The organism is Clostridioides sp. ES-S-0006-03 (genome assembly GCF_020662275.1).
GTDB lineage: Bacteria > Bacillota > Clostridia > Peptostreptococcales > Peptostreptococcaceae > Clostridioides.
The window spans coordinates 237,587-255,740 of record NZ_JADGMM010000002.1 but is presented as its reverse complement, the minus strand read 5'-3'; the positions used below and the strand labels follow the sequence as shown (position 1 = coordinate 255,740).

Genomic DNA, 18,154 nt, shown 5'->3' with positions numbered 1-18,154 from the left:
GTACATCCGATCGGGATAAGCTTTGGTTCAGATTCCCATCCCTTATCAGAAAGGTGGTGATTACACATGAAGAAAATCGATTACCTGTCAACGCTTTTTGTCGGGATCGATATTGGATCCCGCACGAACGTAATCTCGGCTCTAAACTTTGAACAGGAATTCCTCATTAAGATGGTTCCTGTCCCTAATGTCCAGTATGGCGCTGAACAGATGGAACAAATGATCGCGGATGTTTTAGATCAGCATCACGAGTTCCGTTTCGTCATCATCGGTTTGGAATCCACCGGGTTCTATGGCGTCCACATTGCCAACTTTCTTTCCACCTGTGAAAAGCTGGCTCCTTTCTCCACGAAAGTTTACTGCCTGAATCCGAAGGAGGTTGCCAAATATAAGGAATCCTTTAATTCCCTGGACAAAAACGATGGGATTGACTCCTTCGTCATTGCTGACTTTGCAAGGGTAGGCAGGATCCATATACAGCCCTGGCGTGGCGCACAGTACCTGGCTCTTCAGAGACTGACCCGGCATCGGCTCCATATCACGGAATGCATTGCCCGGGAAAAAAGCTATATGCTCAACAACATCTTCCTGAAATTCAGTGAGTTTGCCATGCTTGGCAAAGGTGAGCATCCTTTCTCTAATAAATACGGCGCCACCGCAGAAGCAATCCTGACAGATTACTTTTCCACGGAAGCCATTGTAAATGCCTCTGTGGATGAACTGGTTGCGTTCATTACTTCCAAAAGCCGGGGCCGCATCGCTGATCCGGAACAGACCACTTACCTGCTTCAAAAGGCTGCACAGGATTCTTACCGGCTTGATAAGTGCCTGTACGAACCGCTTACCGTTTCTATTGGATGCTCTTTTAACTGCATCAATGCTTTTGAAAAAGAGCTCAAGGCCATCGATGACGCGATCCTTCGTACGGTAAAAGGGCTGAACCCTACTGAGTATCAGATCCTCAATTCCGTTCCCGGAATCGGTAAAGTCTATGCCAGCGGTATTCTTGCTGAAATAGGCACCATCAAATGCTTTAAGAACAATGATGCCCTTGCCAAGTATGCCGGTATTGTGTGGAAAGAAAACCAGTCCGGCACCTTTGAAGCAGAAGACACTCCGCTAAACAAAGCCGGTAACCGCTACCTGCGCTACTACATCGTTGAAGCCGCCGGAAGTGTTATTGCGCACTGTCCGGAATATAAAGCCTTTTATGACAAGAAATACGCTGAGGTGAGAACCCATCAGCATAAACGAGCACTCGCGTTGACTTCCCGTAAATTGATACGTATGCTTTTTGGACTGCTGGACAAAAGTCAACTCTACTCTGTGGAAAAGAGTAGGTAATCCATATCGCATACCGAACTTACGTTCCTAATCGGCCGTAGGTCTATTAAGGTTACCCTTTTCTCAGAAAATCTGTTTCATTTTCTTCTTGACATATCACCAAATTGCTTTTCGATTAGCTCCATAACAGAAGCCGTCTGTTGCTTGATTATCTGTTCGTGCTTTTCTGTCAGCTTTGCGTGCTGTTCAATGTTCTTCAGATAATCTGTGTTGTTTCCTGCGTCTATCTTTTTCAGCATTTTCAAGGTAGGTGCTACCTGTCTTGCTATCCAGTTTAGCGTCCTTGAAAGGGTATAGGGTTCTGGCTGTGTCGTCAGCTTCAAAGGCTCTCTGCCTTTTCCGATAAACCACGCCCAGCGGTCATTGAGCTTCCAATCCTCACGCCGTTTATCTTCTTCCATATCCACAAAACGAATATAGCGGTTGATAATGGAAAATGCTGTCCTTTCTGCGTCATAGTGTGTCAACAAGTCCCTTACGGCATAATAAGCTCGCTCATTTTTTAAGCGGATTTCAAAGCGGTTTTTTATAGGTGCTTCCGAAACGGGAATACCCAGCTTTGCGTACTGTTCGTAGTTCTTTTCATAACAGCAGAAGTACACCTCGCTTTTTAGTGAGCCGATATACAGCGTATGTCCCATGCCTGCCTTGTCCTGTTCCAGTTTCTTAATCAGCTCGCCAGAAGCATAGGACTTAAAGGAACGGAACACGGAAACACATTCCTCACGGTTGCACTTGTCTGTCAGTTCTGGAATATCCAGTATGCCAGCCCTGTCATTTATCGCAAGGTCAAGTCGTTTCATCACACCGCCCTCAACCAATGCGTCCATAAGGAAGTCATACCAGCTCCGTTCCTGTGCCACCAGATAGCTTTCAAACTGGCGACAGCCTTTTCCTTTCAGTTCCAGCAGGACACCTTTTTCCTCATCAGCGGAAGTAAAGACGAATATATCGCCTAAGAAGTAATGCTCCGTATAACTGTAAAATCCAAAATCCTCATGGAGCATATAATTGATGTTCAGTTTCAGCACGTCCTTGATGATGTGCCGTATATCAAGCGTAGGAAAACGGATACGCACATAGTCGAACAACAGGAACATGGGAGCTTCTGGATTGAATTTTTCCAGAGCTTCCAGAAGTTTCAGCTTCATGTCGTTTGTCAGATTGACCTTTCCTGCTTCGATACGGTTCAGATGTTCTCGGCTGATACCAGCCATAAGAGCCAACCGTTTCTGCGATACGCCGTATGCGTTGCGTTTTTCTATAAAATCAGTTATCCATTGTGCTTCATTCAGTAGAAATACCCCCAATCTTTTAAAAGTGTGATAATTTTAAGCTGTTATCACTTTCAGCGAAAAGTATCGAGAACCCTTGTACCCTGTACCTTTTTCGTTATTTTGTTGACTGTTTCCTGTTGATTTGTGCCCCTCTGTTAGATACCGAGGGGCTTTATCGCTGGCGTGGCTTACGCCACACCAGCAACGGCTCGTCCGAGCCGACGACTTTCGCTTCGCACGTCGCCGTCCCGTCCTGCCGTTTCGGTGCTATTCCTGCAAGCTCATTCCCGTATAAATCACGATACAGTCGGTATCATCACAAAGGCACTTTTCCTCGGTTTCCTTATCCACTTCATACAGACGGCATAACTGCTTGAAATGCTCCCTGTCTGTCATAAGGAACGTATAACGAAACGGAAGTCCAAGCATGGACATTTCCTCGTCGAGTTCCAGAGAAAACAGCAAAGGAAGTTCCAGCTTATCCTCTCCAAACTGTTCCATGAAATTTGATAATGTCTCGTGAAAGACTTCTGCTGGGTATTCATCACATTTATCAAAGCCAGTATCAGCGGTAAAATTCAAGTCAGACAGGAATTGACGATAATTCAATCCTATGCAGACTGTCTTTTCTCCAAAATCATTGTGCAGTACACTTATCAAGCTGTAAGTTATTTTCATTCTTCTATGTTCTCCTTTCCTTGTTGTGGCACGTCCCCTCGTTTGAGGGCAAGCGTGCCGATTGTCTGTAAAAAATCATGTCCTTTCGGGACTAAAGGCGTATAAAATTCACTAATGACGCTCGTTCCCACATCACAGTACCCACGTCCCTTGATAGGCTTCTGGAAAAACTGTTTCTTCACGTCCGAGCCGAACAGCATACCATATCCAAGCTCACTTATACGCCCCAAGCCCACACGGAAGTTGAAGTTGTCCCTTATCCCGTCGCTGAAATACTTTGCGTCTGGACGCTGGCAGGCAACGATAAGGAAATATCCTGCCTGTCGTCCCAGCATGATGATTTTCTTTAGCTGGCTTAACAGGCTCATGCTTTCCTTTGTTCCCAGCATTTCAAAGAACGCCACATATTCATCAAAGACAAGGAAGCAGGGTGGAAGTCCTAAATAGGCGTAGTTTTCGCCTGTCCTATAATTTTTGTGCTGTTTCATTTCCTCGCTTCGCCGTACCATGCCGTCATAAAAAGCATTGACACAGGCTATCATATCTTCCTTTGTATGGTAGACGTTCGGCAGGACTGTTCCCAAGTCCGCAAGGTCAGCGTTTTTCGGGTCTAATATATAAAGCTGAGCGTTGGTCTGCAACAGGGCTTCAATGACAGTCAGCAGGAAATAGGTCTTACCGCCACCAGTTCCACCAGCGATAAGGGCATGAGGGAGCTTGTCATATTCCCAGACAAGATTTTTCATCAGTCGCAGGCTTCCATGTTCTGCCTTTACCTCGTCAATGGAAATGCGGTTTGCTATCATGTCATACAAAAGGGTGTACTCGATATAGCCGTCATGGAGCGTCTTGTCGGTCAGCTCACAGTACAGTCCGCTTTCCAGTTTGTCCTCTAGCCGTAGTAGCTGGTCTTGATATTTCCCCAGAGTAATTTCACAGCGGATATGAAGCAGTCCCTTTTCCATTTGATAGTACATTTTGGGAAACCAGACGATTTTTTCCCTTGATCTGCCAGAGGACAGGTCAGTGAAAAAACCGCTGTTCTGTACGGTATCTGCTTCATACCACCTGTTTTCCAGTATCATTCGAGCCAGCTTTTGACGGTGCAACAGCCTTTTGAAGCTGTCATAGCAGTAGCGGTAGAACAGAAAAGCGACCAATGCACAAACACCAGTCGCTATCAAAATCGTTATGAAATTGTATGGGGAAAGCGTCAGCCCATTATCTAACAAGCTAAAATGTTTCCAGTCGGTACGCATGAGCTGTCCCATGTTCAGTAGCAGTAATACAGCTATGAACAGGGACAGGAGCGTACCAGCACAGAAACGATACACAAGGTATCTGTCAGAAGCTCTGATACGCTTTCCCTTGTATTTAAGTAATGACATAAAAACTCCTTTCTGGGTTATAGAAAAAGCAGTCAATCCTAAGACTAACTGCTTTGTGTGTAGAGATATGAAATTATCGTTTTCTATATGTGAGTATAATACCGATTACAGAACAGATAAAAACAAAAGGTGCTAATCTCACAAACAAAAACTCGAAACCATGTAGTAGAGTGCCTACAATCGCTAATTCTGGGTTATTAAAATCCCAAGTCAAATATTCACTATTCATAATTGCAAGAGCAATAAATACTACCGCAATAATTACACACACTAAAACAAGTGAGTAACGAATAGTTTTCATTTTTCTTTCGTTTCTTTTAGCAAATTGAAGATTGATAACTTCAAGTTTTTCAGAAATATTCTTTAAATCTCCCTCGTCTAAACATTCTTCTTGTACGGTTTCTCCTAGCAAGGTACTTACAGATGTATCAAGTTCTTCTGCCAACGAAACAAGCATACTTGAGTCGGGAACAGATAACCCTTTTTCCCATTTAGATACTGTTTGCCTTACTACATTTAGCTTAATAGCCAATTCTTCTTGTGAAAGTCCTTTTGCCTTTCGTAGATTTCTAATATTTTCGTTTAACATAACCTATGCCTCCTTTGTTTTGATACAACTATTAAATATCAAAACAGCCGTTGCCACAAGCAACGCAGATTAACATCTGTTATTATTGCACCAAATTCTTTTCTATCACTTACTTCATACCCATATTATATCAATACAATATAACGGCTACAATGAAAATCTATGTCACAAGATTATTTCTTCTGCTGTCCCTGTGGGCTATGGTTCTGCGGATTTCCTGCTGGCTGGTTTCCTTTATTCTTCAAGATAATATCATCAGCCTTGATATACCAGTCCACGTCTGCACCTCGATAGTTGGCATTTGCTACCATATCTACAACAGGATTGACAAGCTCTACCTCTGCGTTGTAGTCAAATTCCTTTAACGGAACACTAGCAGGGACGGACACCTGTATCATGCGTCCCTGTGTACGGCTTTTCAAATCATAAGTCCTTTCCTTGATTTCTGGCGATACAGAGCCGTCCTCATTCTGTAAATGCACCTCACGTCTTAAAGCGGAAAATTTCAACATTCCGAATGTCTTTTCCTTGTCTACTACAATACCGTTTGCTAATCTCATAATCTATTTGCCCCCCTTATCTTTTTTCCTCTGCTGGCAACATATCATCAGCCAGCAGGATATAGTCTGTAAATCCTCGTCCGTCAATGTTATATCCACTTGTGGTAATGCGTGGATTGATAAGTTTTACTTTCTGTTCTGGTTCAAAGTTTTTCTCCCCAGCTTTAGCAGGAAGCACCACGATAATATCATCAGCCCTTTGCACATCAGAGTACAGGTTATAGCTTCTTGTCAAAACATTTAAGCGGTTGTTCACTCGCTGTTGTTCTACTTTGTGTTCTCCTGCAAATTCCAGATTGCCGAATGTTTTTTCCATGTTCGGCACGACATATTTTAATTCCATATATTTTTACCTCGTTTCTTTCTTAATTTGACTGATAGTTTCTTTATTCTGGCGGTTTGATTTATACCAGCAAGTCCAGCACCAGATAGGGCAAATAAGCCCATGAACAATCCCACATTTGTTCTGTCGCCAGTTTTCGGGCTGTCGCTCGGTGTCTGCGGTGTTTCTGGCGTAGGTTCTTCTGGAACTTCTGGCTTTTCATTGACGGTTACGGTTTGTCCCTTGTCGTCAATATCCTTATGTTCCGTTACCTTTTTCGGTTCGTCTGGATTGCTCAAATCGTATAATTCCTCATACGTTACCAGCTCTTTTCCTGCCAGCTCGGAAGCGTCAAAGGTAAAGGCAATCTGCACTTCCATGTGTTCGCTGTCTGCTGTAAAGGTGTAGTCATTCTCTACACGCTTTCCATTGATGATAAGCTCGGCGTTTTCGTCCTTAATCATCTGCCAGCCCACAAGCTGATATTTCACGCCGACTTCCAATCCGTCCAGCGTTACGGTATCAATGATTGTTACTTCCTTGTCTGGCTCAATCTCTTTCTTGCCGTCCTTGTCCGTAGCTGTGGTATGGATTTTGATGACACACTCTGTAATAAGAACGGTCTGTCCCTCGTCGCTGATGTCCTTATGTTCGGCAACCTTTTTCGGATTGTCCTTATCGGTCATGTCATAGAGTTCTTCAAAGGTTACTAGGTTCTTACCGCCAAGAGCAGAAGCATTGAATGTGTATTCCATTTCAATCTCCATGTCCTCATTGTCGGCAGTAAAGGTATAGCTGTTCTCTACACGTTTTCCGTCGATAAGAAGCTCGGCATTTTCCTCTTTTAACATCTGCCAACCTGTAAGCTGATACTATGTGCCGATTTCCAAGTTGTCCAGCTCCACGGTATCAATGACTGTTACCTTGTTTCCAGCAACGATAGACTTTTCGCCCTCTGGGTCTGTGGCTTTGGTATGGATATTGATGATACGCTCCTTAATGGAAACGGTCTGCCCGTCGTCCTCAATGTCCTTGTGTTCCGCTACCTTTACAGGCTCGTCCTTGTCGGTAAGGTCGTAGAGTTCCTCAAAGGTTACAAGGTCTTTACCACCAAGTGCAGAAGCATTAAATGTATATTCCATTTCAATCTTCATGTCTTTATCATCAGCCGTAAAGGTATAGCTGTTCTCCACACGCTTTCCATTGATGATAAGTTCGGCATTTTCATCTTTTATCATCTGCCAGCCTTTTAGCTGATACTTTGTGCCTTTCTTCAAACCGTCCAGCTTTACGGTGTCAATGATTGTTACCTCTTTTCCAGCTACGACAGACTTCTCGCCGTCCTTGCTGGTTGCTGTGGTATGGATAGAGATTTCTTCCTCGTAATCGTCGGTCAATGTACCTAAATCAATCACAAGGTTGTTTCTTGATACGATGATTTCAAAAGGTGGAATGAGCTGGAAGCCCTTATTGCTTTCACAGCGTAATTCCTCAATGATGTAGATATCATACAGCAATGCACCTTTGCTGTCGTCTGGCTCGCTCGTTCCAAACCAGATACCGTCCTCGCTGGTCTGTCCTGCATTGGTATTGTGCTTGTGGGAAGCCCATTCAGAGGAAGTGGAGAACTTCCCGTTATTGTCGGTTACGATAACATGGCTTTCTCCCGTCGTCTTGCTTGTGATCCTGAACGGAACATCAGCAAGACGCTGGTGTGTGCCAGCTCCAATCTTCACGCCCTCAATATCCCCACGTTTCACTTGATTGTAGATTGAGGTATCTTTTCCCGTAAGGTCAACGATTTTTCCATTTTTCGTGATAGAGAAATCAATCGGCTTCGCACCGTCTGTCAAGTAACCGTCTGGTGCTTCACTCTCAACGATACGGAAATTTCCGTAAGGCAAGAGGTCAGCGGAAGTAGAAGCGATACCGTCAATGTCGGTACGGATTTTCTTTACCACTTCATTTTTTTTGTAGAGCTTTCCCTCTACCAGTACAGGACTGTCATTAAGAGAAGTGATAGAAAATTCAGCGTCTTTCAAGGTCGCACTTCCTTGTCCGCTGGTGTCGCCAGTTTCCAAATCTCTTTTCTGGATTTTCACACCGCCACGGATAACCTTGTCAGATACCTTGTACTGGTTGCTTCCAGAAAGGATAGCAAGGTCGCCGTCCTCGACAATCTGTGTAACATACAATCCCTTAATCTGTTCCTCGCTACCGTCAGTCTGCATATATGCACCGTCCAGCAAATATCCGTCTGGTGCTTTCGTTTCTTCCACGGTCAGCGTACCTAGAGGAAGCACGTTCTTTCCAGCCTGTGTATAGAAGCTGTCGCCAGATACCTTATATTTGTCAGCTAAACGGGTAATGTAGTGGACTGCCCCCTCGCTGTCTGTTTCAGCGATTGTCTTTGTAACCCATGTACGGGTAGCTTCGGCAGGAAGATTGTCCTTTGTATAGAAGCCGTCATAATACTTCCATGTGAACTCCGCACCCTCTAGGGAAGCGTCGCCCTGTGCATTGTGCTTCTGTGTTTCCATGTCGATTTTAAACAATTCAATCAGAGTGTCTGTTGCCTTTGGCGTATTAGATACGTTCAAGGTCGCTGTCTTGCCAGCTTCCACCTTTAAGGAATAGACGTTCTTATCCACCTTATATCCAGCAGGAGCAGACAACTCTTTGACATACAGCGTTCCAGCTCTTACTTCCACGGTTTCAGTATTTCCGTTTTCATCAGTAGTCAAGGTTGCAAGCTGATTTTTACATTCCTTGTCGGCATATACGCCGTAGGTAGCACCAGCGATTGAGTAAATCCCGTTGCCGTCCGTGATAGACGAATTATCGGAAGCCTTTTTCAATGTGGCGTTACCAACGGCAAGTTTCGCCCAGAACTGTCCAAGCTCCTGTCCCTTGCCAGAGTAGATATATCCGCCACAGTCATAGCGTCCCTTGTTTTCCTTGACAAAGGCTTTTGCACCCTTGAACACTTCGTCCTGTGTCGCTTTCGGGATTTCATCATAGGAAGCTCGCACGTTGTCGCACTTCCAGCCCAAGTGGACGCTCAATCTCTGCCAGACAACAAGCTGTCTTAAAAGATAAGCATAATTTTTACTTATTCCTCTGTGGCTATCCGTGTACTGTTTCACATACTCGATAGATAAGGCAATGTCGCTTATCTGGTCGGCACTCATACGGGTACTTGCGTCAACTCTGGTCTTATAGCCATTTTGAAAATCTGTATTGATGTCGATACAGTAAGCGTCCTCGCCCTCAACGGTCAAATGCCCCTCATTAAAGGTAGAGCCAATCGAACCGTCATTCATTACTTTTTCAACAATACCAACACGCTCTGTACTTTCTGTCCAGTATTGCTTTTCAGAAGCATGAACGGCAGTCGGAAGTGAAGTAGCGATAGTCGCAAGGGCAAGAAAGCCTGTGCATAGTCGCTTGATAAATCCTTTCATTTTTCATTTCTCCTTTCGTTTGGGTAATAAAATAGCCGTCCATTTCTGAACGGCTGGAAATAGAAAAGGAACGTCTTTTTCTGGCGTTCTATAGTCTATGAGATATTCAATTTTTATTGTTTCAATACTGATGTGCTATACCTTATCTTTGCATATCTGGGATATTTAACGTATCAAGGCTCATTCAATCGTAGTAAATTAGTAGTAAATTGATTGTTTTTATCCCTTGAAAGTGCTGATAGATACAGTGTTTTAGCGGATAATCAGTTTTTTAGTTTGTTTTTTATATAAAAATCCACATAAAAAAATGAACACTAGCTTAGAGTTCATTTTTAATATAACTTATTCATTTTTTATAAAGTAAACTGATTATTCTTTTGCTGAAGTGTATGCAATCAATTTTTCAAATTCTTCAATTGGCATTGGTTTTCCAAATAGATATCCTTGTGCCATATCACATTTGACTTCCTTCAATAGTTTAAACTGTGCTTCTGTCTCTACACCTTCAGATATTACTTTCATCCCCAATTCCTTTGCCATCTCTACAACTTTAGTAACAATTATTTTACTTCTCTTACTATTATATGTTTCCATGATAAATTTTTGGTCAAGTTTTAAAATATCCATAGGAATTTCTTTTAACATATTTAATGATGAATACCCTGAACCAAAATCATCCATAGATATTAAAAAACCTATCTCTTTTAAACTATTCATTATATCAATTAAAATATCAAAATTATCAAATATAATACTCTCAGTTAATTCAAGTTCTATATATTTTGCAGGTATATTGTACTTGTCAATTATATTTTTATAGGTTTCTATAAAATTATTACAATATAAATGTATTCTTGATACATTAACTGAAATAGTTAATGGGTTTATACCTGTGTCAATCCATTTTCTAAGTTGTATACAAACTTCTTCTAGTACATATAAATCTAAATTTATTATAAAACCATTTTTCTCAAAAAATGGTATAAACTCATTTGGAGGAATTAATCCCTTATCACGACTTTTCCATCGTACAAGTGCTTCCGAACCTTGTATTTCTCCTGTATTTAGTTCTATTTTAGGTTGCAAGTATACTATGAACTCTTTATTTTCTAAGCTTGAGAACATTGTATTTTCCATCTCTTTTTCTTTTATTTCTTGATCATGAATCTTGTTGTCATAAAATGCATATGAACTTTTATGTCCTCCCTTTGCCATTTTATGAGGTATATTAGCTCTATCTATTATTGGGTTGATATCTTTATCTTCTGGAAGTATAAAGTATATTCCACAACTTAAAACTAATTTATATTTTTCTTCCTGATTATTATTAAATAAATCCAATTCTTTAAATATAGATTCTAATCTATTTATTATATCTTCTTCTTCTCTATATTTCATGATTATTGTGAAATTATCAGCAGATATCCTTGCAAATATTTCTTCTTCAAATATATTATGTTTAATAATATTTGTTAAACTACATAAAATTTTATTTCCCACTTCATATCCAAACAAATCATTTATATACTTAAATTTATCAATATCTATATATAATAACGCATATTTCTCTTGAGTGTTTTTGCTTAATATTTTTTTAGCATCAATTACAAATTTATCCATAGTACTTGCTCCTGTAAGACCATCTGTATATACTATCTTTTGCAATTTAACTCTTAAACTTAATTTATCATATATTATATAAAAAATAAGTACTAGACATATTATCGTCATAATAAATATTATCTGCAATGCATAGTAGCTAATAAATTGTTTATTAAATAATCTGAATTCAAGGTTATTTATGGAGTTATTTTTATAAAGCTTATGTAAAGAATAGACTGGTGTTGTATATTTAACTTGTAAAATTATACAAATAAATAAAAAAACCATTAATTTTTTTTGTAATTTCCTCATAAAAATTTCCTCCCATTAAAGCACCTCTATTTGATTATAAATCACTAGCAAACAAACACATTCCAAAAGTTTCCATTTCTTGTAAAATGGATAGTTTTTATTAAAAATTAATATAATTATAATATAAAAATAAAATTTTTCAGAAAATTCATAGAAAGATATAGGCTTTTCATCAATAATTATATGCCAAAATAATCCAATTTATTTTCTATTATACCGATATGAAATGTATAAATCAATAGGAAAGACAACTAATATAACATATTCTATATATATAGTATAGCAAAATTTTACAAATTTTAAAATAAATATAAACTATCCATTTTACAAGAAATGACTACTTTTTATTAAAACACAGTATTTCCAATACATTCACCTTTAAAATTTCATTATGTTTTTCTTCTTCTATTCATTTCGACAAATCAACACTTAATTTTTATAATTAACTAAATTGAATAATATTTAATATAAATTTTTTAATATGCCATTTTTACCTAATTTTTTAAAGTCATTTTTTAGATATAAACTCTTTATAAATTCATTTATATAATTAAAATATTATATAAATGAATTTATAAAGAGTTTATATAATGAATAAATAAATAAAATAACACTAAAGTATATATAAATAAAGCAATACTTATATATTTTAGTGTTATTTATTATCTCAATATATTTAAGAAATTTATATTTAATTTTTTAAATCTTTTCTGTATAAAAGTCTCATTCCTAATATAACTAATATAAAGCTTATTACAAGAACTAAAGCAAATTTAAATATATTTAAATTTGAAAAATCAACCTCAATAAACTTATATAAGTTAGCTATATTTCCTGTTGCATAATGGCTTACTATAACCGCTACACTATTATTTAAGAAATGTAATAACATTGATACAAATATAGAGCCAGACTTATATACACTGTATGCAAATATGATTCCTAATATTGATGTTGGAATTATTCTTATAAAATCCATATGCATAATACCAAACAATACTCCACTACATATTATTGCTAACTTTACAGACTTAACTCCATTTTTGGATTTACTAAATGCAGAAAATATAAAACCTCTAAAAAATATTTCTTCACATATAGCTGGCAATAATCCTATTATCAATAAATTCAATAAAAATTTATCCTTCATAAAAAAAGATTTATTTAAACTCTCAGCCACTTCCATATTTTGAGGAAATAAAAATAAAATTAACTGAGTTATAATCATAATAATTATGTATCCTCCAACCCAAAGAACAACGCCTCCTAAGAGATGTTTTAATGTTGGAATCTTTATACTAAATACTTCTCTAAAATCAGCTTTGATATAATATGCAAATATTAGTGGTAAAGCAATTATCATAACTTGCGTCATTACAATACCTGCTGTTCCAAATTTAATTTGAACCAAAGAACCAACATAAATTAAAAGAACTAATCCTACTGCATACAAAATAATACCATCACTCACAGTTGGTATAGACCCTTTTTTTATATTGCATCTTTTCTCCAAAAAAGAAAAACTCTTACTATTTCCAAAAAGTATTTCTTCAGAATTAAACATTTTAGACAGAAGTATAATTGCCAATATTACAAAAGCTATATTTGATGTTAAAACTAGTGCTATCAGATTTAAATCACTTTTAAAAGACAATACACTTTTTATAAGTAATGATATGTTTACCACAGGTATTACAGCTGTTACTCTATCCAATACTATATTGGGTATCATAGAAACATAAGATGGTATCATAATAACCAACATAAGAGGAGTTATATAGTTTTGAGCATCTTTAAAACTTTTTGCTAGTGAACATACACACATACTTATTGCTGCAACTACCATTGAAAACAGACATACACATATTAAAGTAGTAATAACTGGTAAAACTAAATCTCCATAATTAAAATTTCCAAAACCAAACTGGCTACTAAGACCACCACTAACTAAAATAAATGCCATCGTTAATCCTATAGATAAAATATTTAAAATTGCTGTTACTATTGCACTAAGGGAAACCGCCATATATTTTCCCATTACTAATTCTAAATTCGATATTGGGAGTGTAAATAAAGTTTCTAGTGTACCTCTTTCCTTTTCTCCAGCCATAACATCTATTGCTGGATATATTGAACCAAGCAAAACTCCTATTATTAATATAAATGGTAATATCTGACCTAAAAAGTAACCTGCTACTTCTTCTGTTTTTGCAATATCTATAGTATTGTATGTTATAGGTTCCAATGTACTCTGTACATCTAATCCTTTTTCAGCTAAAGTATTTTCTACAGTAAGTCTCTTGTATTTATCTAAAACAGTTTCAATTCTTTTTACAGAGTTAGAAGAATTTTCCTGAGATGAATTCATATATATTTTATAACTTGTAGCTGATTGCTTTTCTTCTATTTTTATGTAGGCATCAATTTTATTTTCTTCTAAAGACTTCTTATAATTATCAACACTTAATATTTTTATCTTGCCTTTATCATTTGTAGTATCTTTATTGTTCCCAGTGTCTTCCTCTAAATTATTCTCCTTTTCAATCATTGATACAAGCACTTTATTGGGTGTACTATCAAAAGCTATATTAATATCTTTACTATTCATACTATTTGCGGACATATTCATTACCTGAATCATCAACAACATAAGCAAAGGATATAAAAGAAGTGGTATAACAATCATCATAAATAAAGTCTTTTTGTCTCTTAGTATGTCTAACATTTCTTTTTTGAATATGTATTTTACAATTTTACTTCTCATCTAAACCTCCTCCATTCTAGCAAGATTTATAAACACATCTCTCAAGTTATTTACTCCTGATTCTTCTTTTAAACTTTCTGGAGTCCCTGATGCAATTATTTTTCCATTATGAATCATTAAAATCTTATCACATAAAATTTCTGCTTCTTCCATATAATGAGTTGAATAAAGTACAGTTTTTCCTATTAACTTTTCATTTTTCATAAAGTCTATTATAGATGCACTACTCAAAACATCAAGACCTAATGTCGGCTCATCAAAAATATATACTTTTGGGGAATGTATTAAGCAACGAGCTATAGATGTTCGCTGTGTCTGACCAGTTGATAGATTTTCAATTCTGTTGTCTATAAACTCATTCATATCCATTACTTTTACAACATTTTTAATTGATTCTTCTATTTCTTCTTTTGTCATTTCATATAAACTTCCAAAAGTTGTTAAAAGTTCTCTAGGAGAAAGTCTCCCATACAGCTTTGTATTTCCAGATAGATATCCTATTTCTTTTTTTGCTGAATTTCTATCTATTGAATAATCATATCCAGAAACACTTATATTTCCTGATGTTGGTGTTAATATTCCTCCTAACATTCTAAGTAATGTTGTTTTTCCAGCACCATTGGGTCCTAATATTCCAACTATCTCACCTTCTTCAACACTAAAAGAAACATTATTTACAGCAAGAAAGTCTTCTTTTTTAGTTTTAATCTTCTTTAATTTTTTTATCGAACTTTTACTTTTATCATCTTTTACAACCCTTGTAAAAGATTTACATAATTTATCTACCTCTATCATTTACCAACTTGCTCCTTTCTTATTTATAGATATATTTATATAAATATAACATATAAACCTTTTTTATATACTGTTTTTTATTTTAAAATATATTATTTATAAAAACACATATATTTACATGACAAATTATTACTTTTTATTCTTTTATAATATATATATTAACTAATGGATATAAAATAACATATGAATTTTTAAAGTATTAATAAATATTATCAATAAAAAAAAGTGTCTCTAATCTTTTAAACATTCTTTCAGACACTTTTTTCTAATTTCTTTTTTATTTTATTATCTAACTTTTTTGCCAAGTTTAAATACTGATAAAACATCTGACATTACATCTATATTATCTATAGGATTTCCATTTACCACTATCACATCTGCTTTCTTTCCTGTTTCTAGAGTTCCATAATTTTTATCAATTCTTAAAAGTTCGGATGCAGTTTTTGTAGCTGCTACTATTACATCCATGTTATCCATACCATAATCTGACATTAATTTCATTTCATAATACGTCTTTCCATGTTCATTATAAGAAGTTCCTGCGTCAGAACCAACTGCAATTTTAATTCCTTTTTTATACGCTTTTAAGAATGATTCCTTATGAGGAATAGCAACAATTTCGCACTTTCTAAGAGTAGCCTCAGTTATTCCACTTTCTTTTCCTGCATTTAAAATAAAATATGGTGCAGCAACTGTTGGAACTAGATATGTTCCTTTTTCAAGCATCAAATCAATTATTTCATCATCTAAATAAACACCATGCTCTATAGAAGTAATACCTGCAAGAACTGCATTTTTTATACCAGTTCTTCCTTGTGCATGTGTAGCAGTTATTTTACCTGCTTTTATAGCTTCATCTACAGCAGCCTTCATTTCCTCTAAAGTCAACTGTGGTGAACCTGGCTCAACACCATCAGTTGTTACACCTCCAGTAGCCATTATCTTTACACAATCTACTCCATTTTTTAAAACTGTTCTAGCTGATTTTCTACATTCATCTACTCCATCACTTTCAATACCAAAATAGTATCCATGTCCTCCTGTCATACATATAACTGGACCTGAAGTAACTATACCAGGACCATCTATAGATCCTTTGTCTATAAGATTTTTAAGTTGTACATCCACATATTTCGGACAACCTAGACTTCTAATATATGTTACTCCTGAATCTAAATATGCATCAAGTTGTTTTATTGTATTTACTACAAGCTCTACATCAGATACATTCTCATAATAAACTTTTGGATTTCCTACTGGTTCCATTGTCAAATGCACATGACAATTCATAATTCCTGGCATAACAGTTTTATCTAGGTAATCATACACCTCATATCCACTTAAATCTTCTCTTATATCTTCAATTTCAAGTATAGTATCTCCATCAATAATTATACCTTTATTCTCCATAATACTATTTCCTGTTCCATCAATTAAATTTCCTGCTTTTATATACTTTTTACTCATTTTTAAATTATCCCCCTCTTCAAGTATAATGTATTATTTATTTATTATTTTTAATATTCTAATAATTAATTCTACCACTATATTACTATCATTTCAAATTTAAGTGAATTAAATATCAGATTAAACTAGAATATATTATAATATTAGAATATTTATAATATGTAAAAGATATTAATCAAATTGCTTTTATATCAATGCTAAAATAAGACAAGATAATCAAAATGTATATAATTATCTTGTTTTATTTTTATCTATTCATTTTTATATTTTACATGAAAAAATATCTAAATTTAAAGTTATTTGATTAATACTATTATTTAATTTGCTACAAAGAATAACTTATCTTGTAAACTTACATCTCCATTTATCAATTCAGCTTCATATACTGTTTTTTTAAGATTCATATCAAATACTTGAAATTTTATTGGCTTGGTTCCAACTATATCAGAAGTAACTCCACTTCCTTTTTTCTCTCCTGAAATAGTTTCCTTTACACTTGAAATAGAGTATATTTTATCGTCTAATAACTTAACTTTCCTAACACCAGATAGTGCTTCATCATAATCTACTTTTAAATTAAGCTTTTCATAATCTTCTAGTTTAATTTCATTAGAATCAACACTATAAACAAGATTAATTATAAAACGACTCTTATCTGTAACTATAATATTTAGTTTGTTATCTTTAACGATATAGTCTAACTTTGTTTTACTCAATAAGCCCATTTCCCCTTGGTCAGCATTTTTTTCTTTATTTAAATTATCCATAAACTTGTTACTTTTATCGAAAGAATTCTCTTCTATATCATACACAATGAAATCTGAATAATTATCATGCCCTTCAATGTCACCATTTATCTCTTTGTTGTTTAACCTCTCTAAATAAAGTTTACTTCCAATAGAAAATTTAATCTCATTAATATTTTGTTGGTATTTACTTTGTGAGTCTAAATTAAATCTATTTAATAATTTATAGGATTTATTTTTCATATCTACCTTTAATATACAAATATTATTGACTGTAACACCTGAAACATTTGTTTCACTAATCACCATATATAAATTTCCTCTATATATTTTGTTAAAAATAGTTTGCCAACTATTTTCTTTAAAATCAGATTTTTTTAAATCAATATCAAAATTTTCTTCTAAGCCACTTTTCAAGTTTTTATTTGAAACTTTTATATAATCATTTAAATTGTTTCTTTCCTGTACTGAATTAGACTTAGTAGAAGTATATGCTACCCCTATATTCAAATCATCTTTATATATAAATTCGATTCCTTTATCATCAATAAAATCGCTGTATTTCTTATCAATATGCAAATAATCATTTCCAATTTTAGTTTTAGGATTTATATCATTTCTTGTCCCATTTTTACTTATGGTTACTTCTTCATAAGTATATCTACTTATATTCGGTGTATATACTAAACTAACTCTTCCTATATCCTTTAGATTACCATTTAAAGTTCTTATAGATAATTTATTTTTACTAAGACAACTCAATATCAAAGTCATAATAATCATTGATAAACATACTGTTATAAAACATATTGTATATTTTCCTAATTTCTTTTCTTTCATATATAC

General features: G+C 35.5%; 12 protein-coding genes and 1 pseudogene. 1 reads left to right on the top strand and 12 read right to left on the bottom strand.

Features of this window, described 5'->3' with window-relative positions; translation table 11 throughout:
* Window positions 1-66 precede the first annotated feature (66 nt).
* Window positions 67-1,344 carry an IS110 family transposase gene (locus IR151_RS03345; RefSeq protein WP_227433072.1) on the top strand — a complete coding sequence of 426 codons (1,278 nt, stop codon included), beginning with the start codon at window positions 67-69 and terminating at the stop codon, window positions 1,342-1,344.
* 77 nt (window positions 1,345-1,421) lie between these two features.
* Here IR151_RS03345 and mobT read toward each other — a convergent pair whose 3' ends face one another.
* The 12 genes and pseudogenes from mobT to IR151_RS03285 form a co-directional block, all read right to left on the bottom strand.
* Window positions 1,422-2,654 (bottom strand): MobT family relaxase, encoded by a 1,233-nt coding sequence (gene mobT / locus IR151_RS03340; RefSeq protein WP_255619266.1) that lies wholly within the window; start codon window positions 2,652-2,654, stop codon window positions 1,422-1,424.
* Window positions 2,655-2,888: 234 nt separating this feature from the next.
* Window positions 2,889-3,299, bottom strand: coding sequence for a hypothetical protein (locus tag IR151_RS03335; protein ID WP_227433071.1), 411 nt, complete (start codon window positions 3,297-3,299; stop codon window positions 2,889-2,891).
* On the bottom strand, window positions 3,296-4,687 hold the full coding sequence (locus IR151_RS03330) for an FtsK/SpoIIIE domain-containing protein (RefSeq protein WP_227433069.1): 1,392 nt from the start codon (window positions 4,685-4,687) through the stop codon (window positions 3,296-3,298). The genes IR151_RS03335 and IR151_RS03330 overlap by 4 nt, the downstream gene beginning before the upstream one ends.
* A 73-nt stretch (window positions 4,688-4,760) precedes the next feature.
* A complete protein-coding gene (locus IR151_RS03325) occupies window positions 4,761-5,276 on the bottom strand; it encodes a helix-turn-helix domain-containing protein (protein ID WP_227433067.1) in 516 nt (171 codons plus the stop codon).
* 173 nt (window positions 5,277-5,449) lie between these two features.
* Window positions 5,450-5,836, bottom strand: coding sequence for a YdcP family protein (locus IR151_RS03320; RefSeq protein ID WP_227433066.1), 387 nt, complete (start codon window positions 5,834-5,836; stop codon window positions 5,450-5,452).
* 16 nt (window positions 5,837-5,852) lie between these two features.
* Window positions 5,853-6,179, bottom strand: coding sequence for a YdcP family protein (locus IR151_RS03315; RefSeq protein ID WP_227433065.1), 327 nt, complete (start codon window positions 6,177-6,179; stop codon window positions 5,853-5,855).
* A pseudogene (locus IR151_RS03310) lies at window positions 6,170-9,622 on the bottom strand (VaFE repeat-containing surface-anchored protein). The gene IR151_RS03315 and the pseudogene IR151_RS03310 overlap by 10 nt, the downstream one beginning before the upstream one ends.
* A 369-nt stretch (window positions 9,623-9,991) precedes the next feature.
* Entirely contained in the window at window positions 9,992-11,536 is a 1,545-nt protein-coding gene (locus IR151_RS03305; RefSeq protein WP_227433063.1) for a bifunctional diguanylate cyclase/phosphodiesterase, read from the bottom strand.
* A 691-nt stretch (window positions 11,537-12,227) separates the two neighbouring features.
* The gene (locus IR151_RS03300) at window positions 12,228-14,300 is read right to left on the bottom strand and encodes an ABC transporter permease subunit/CPBP intramembrane protease (RefSeq protein WP_227433061.1); all 2,073 of its coding nucleotides are present in this window, start codon (window positions 14,298-14,300) and stop codon (window positions 12,228-12,230) included.
* Window positions 14,301-15,095 carry an ABC transporter ATP-binding protein gene (locus tag IR151_RS03295; RefSeq protein WP_227433060.1) on the bottom strand — a complete coding sequence of 265 codons (795 nt, stop codon included), beginning with the start codon at window positions 15,093-15,095 and terminating at the stop codon, window positions 14,301-14,303.
* 285 nt (window positions 15,096-15,380) lie between these two features.
* Window positions 15,381-16,562 (bottom strand): metal-dependent hydrolase family protein, encoded by a 1,182-nt coding sequence (locus tag IR151_RS03290; RefSeq protein WP_227433059.1) that lies wholly within the window; start codon window positions 16,560-16,562, stop codon window positions 15,381-15,383.
* A gap of 317 nt (window positions 16,563-16,879) precedes the next feature.
* Window positions 16,880-18,148, bottom strand: a complete 1,269-nt coding sequence (locus IR151_RS03285; RefSeq protein WP_227433058.1) for a hypothetical protein — start codon at window positions 18,146-18,148, stop codon at window positions 16,880-16,882.
* Window positions 18,149-18,154: the final 6 nt, after the last annotated feature.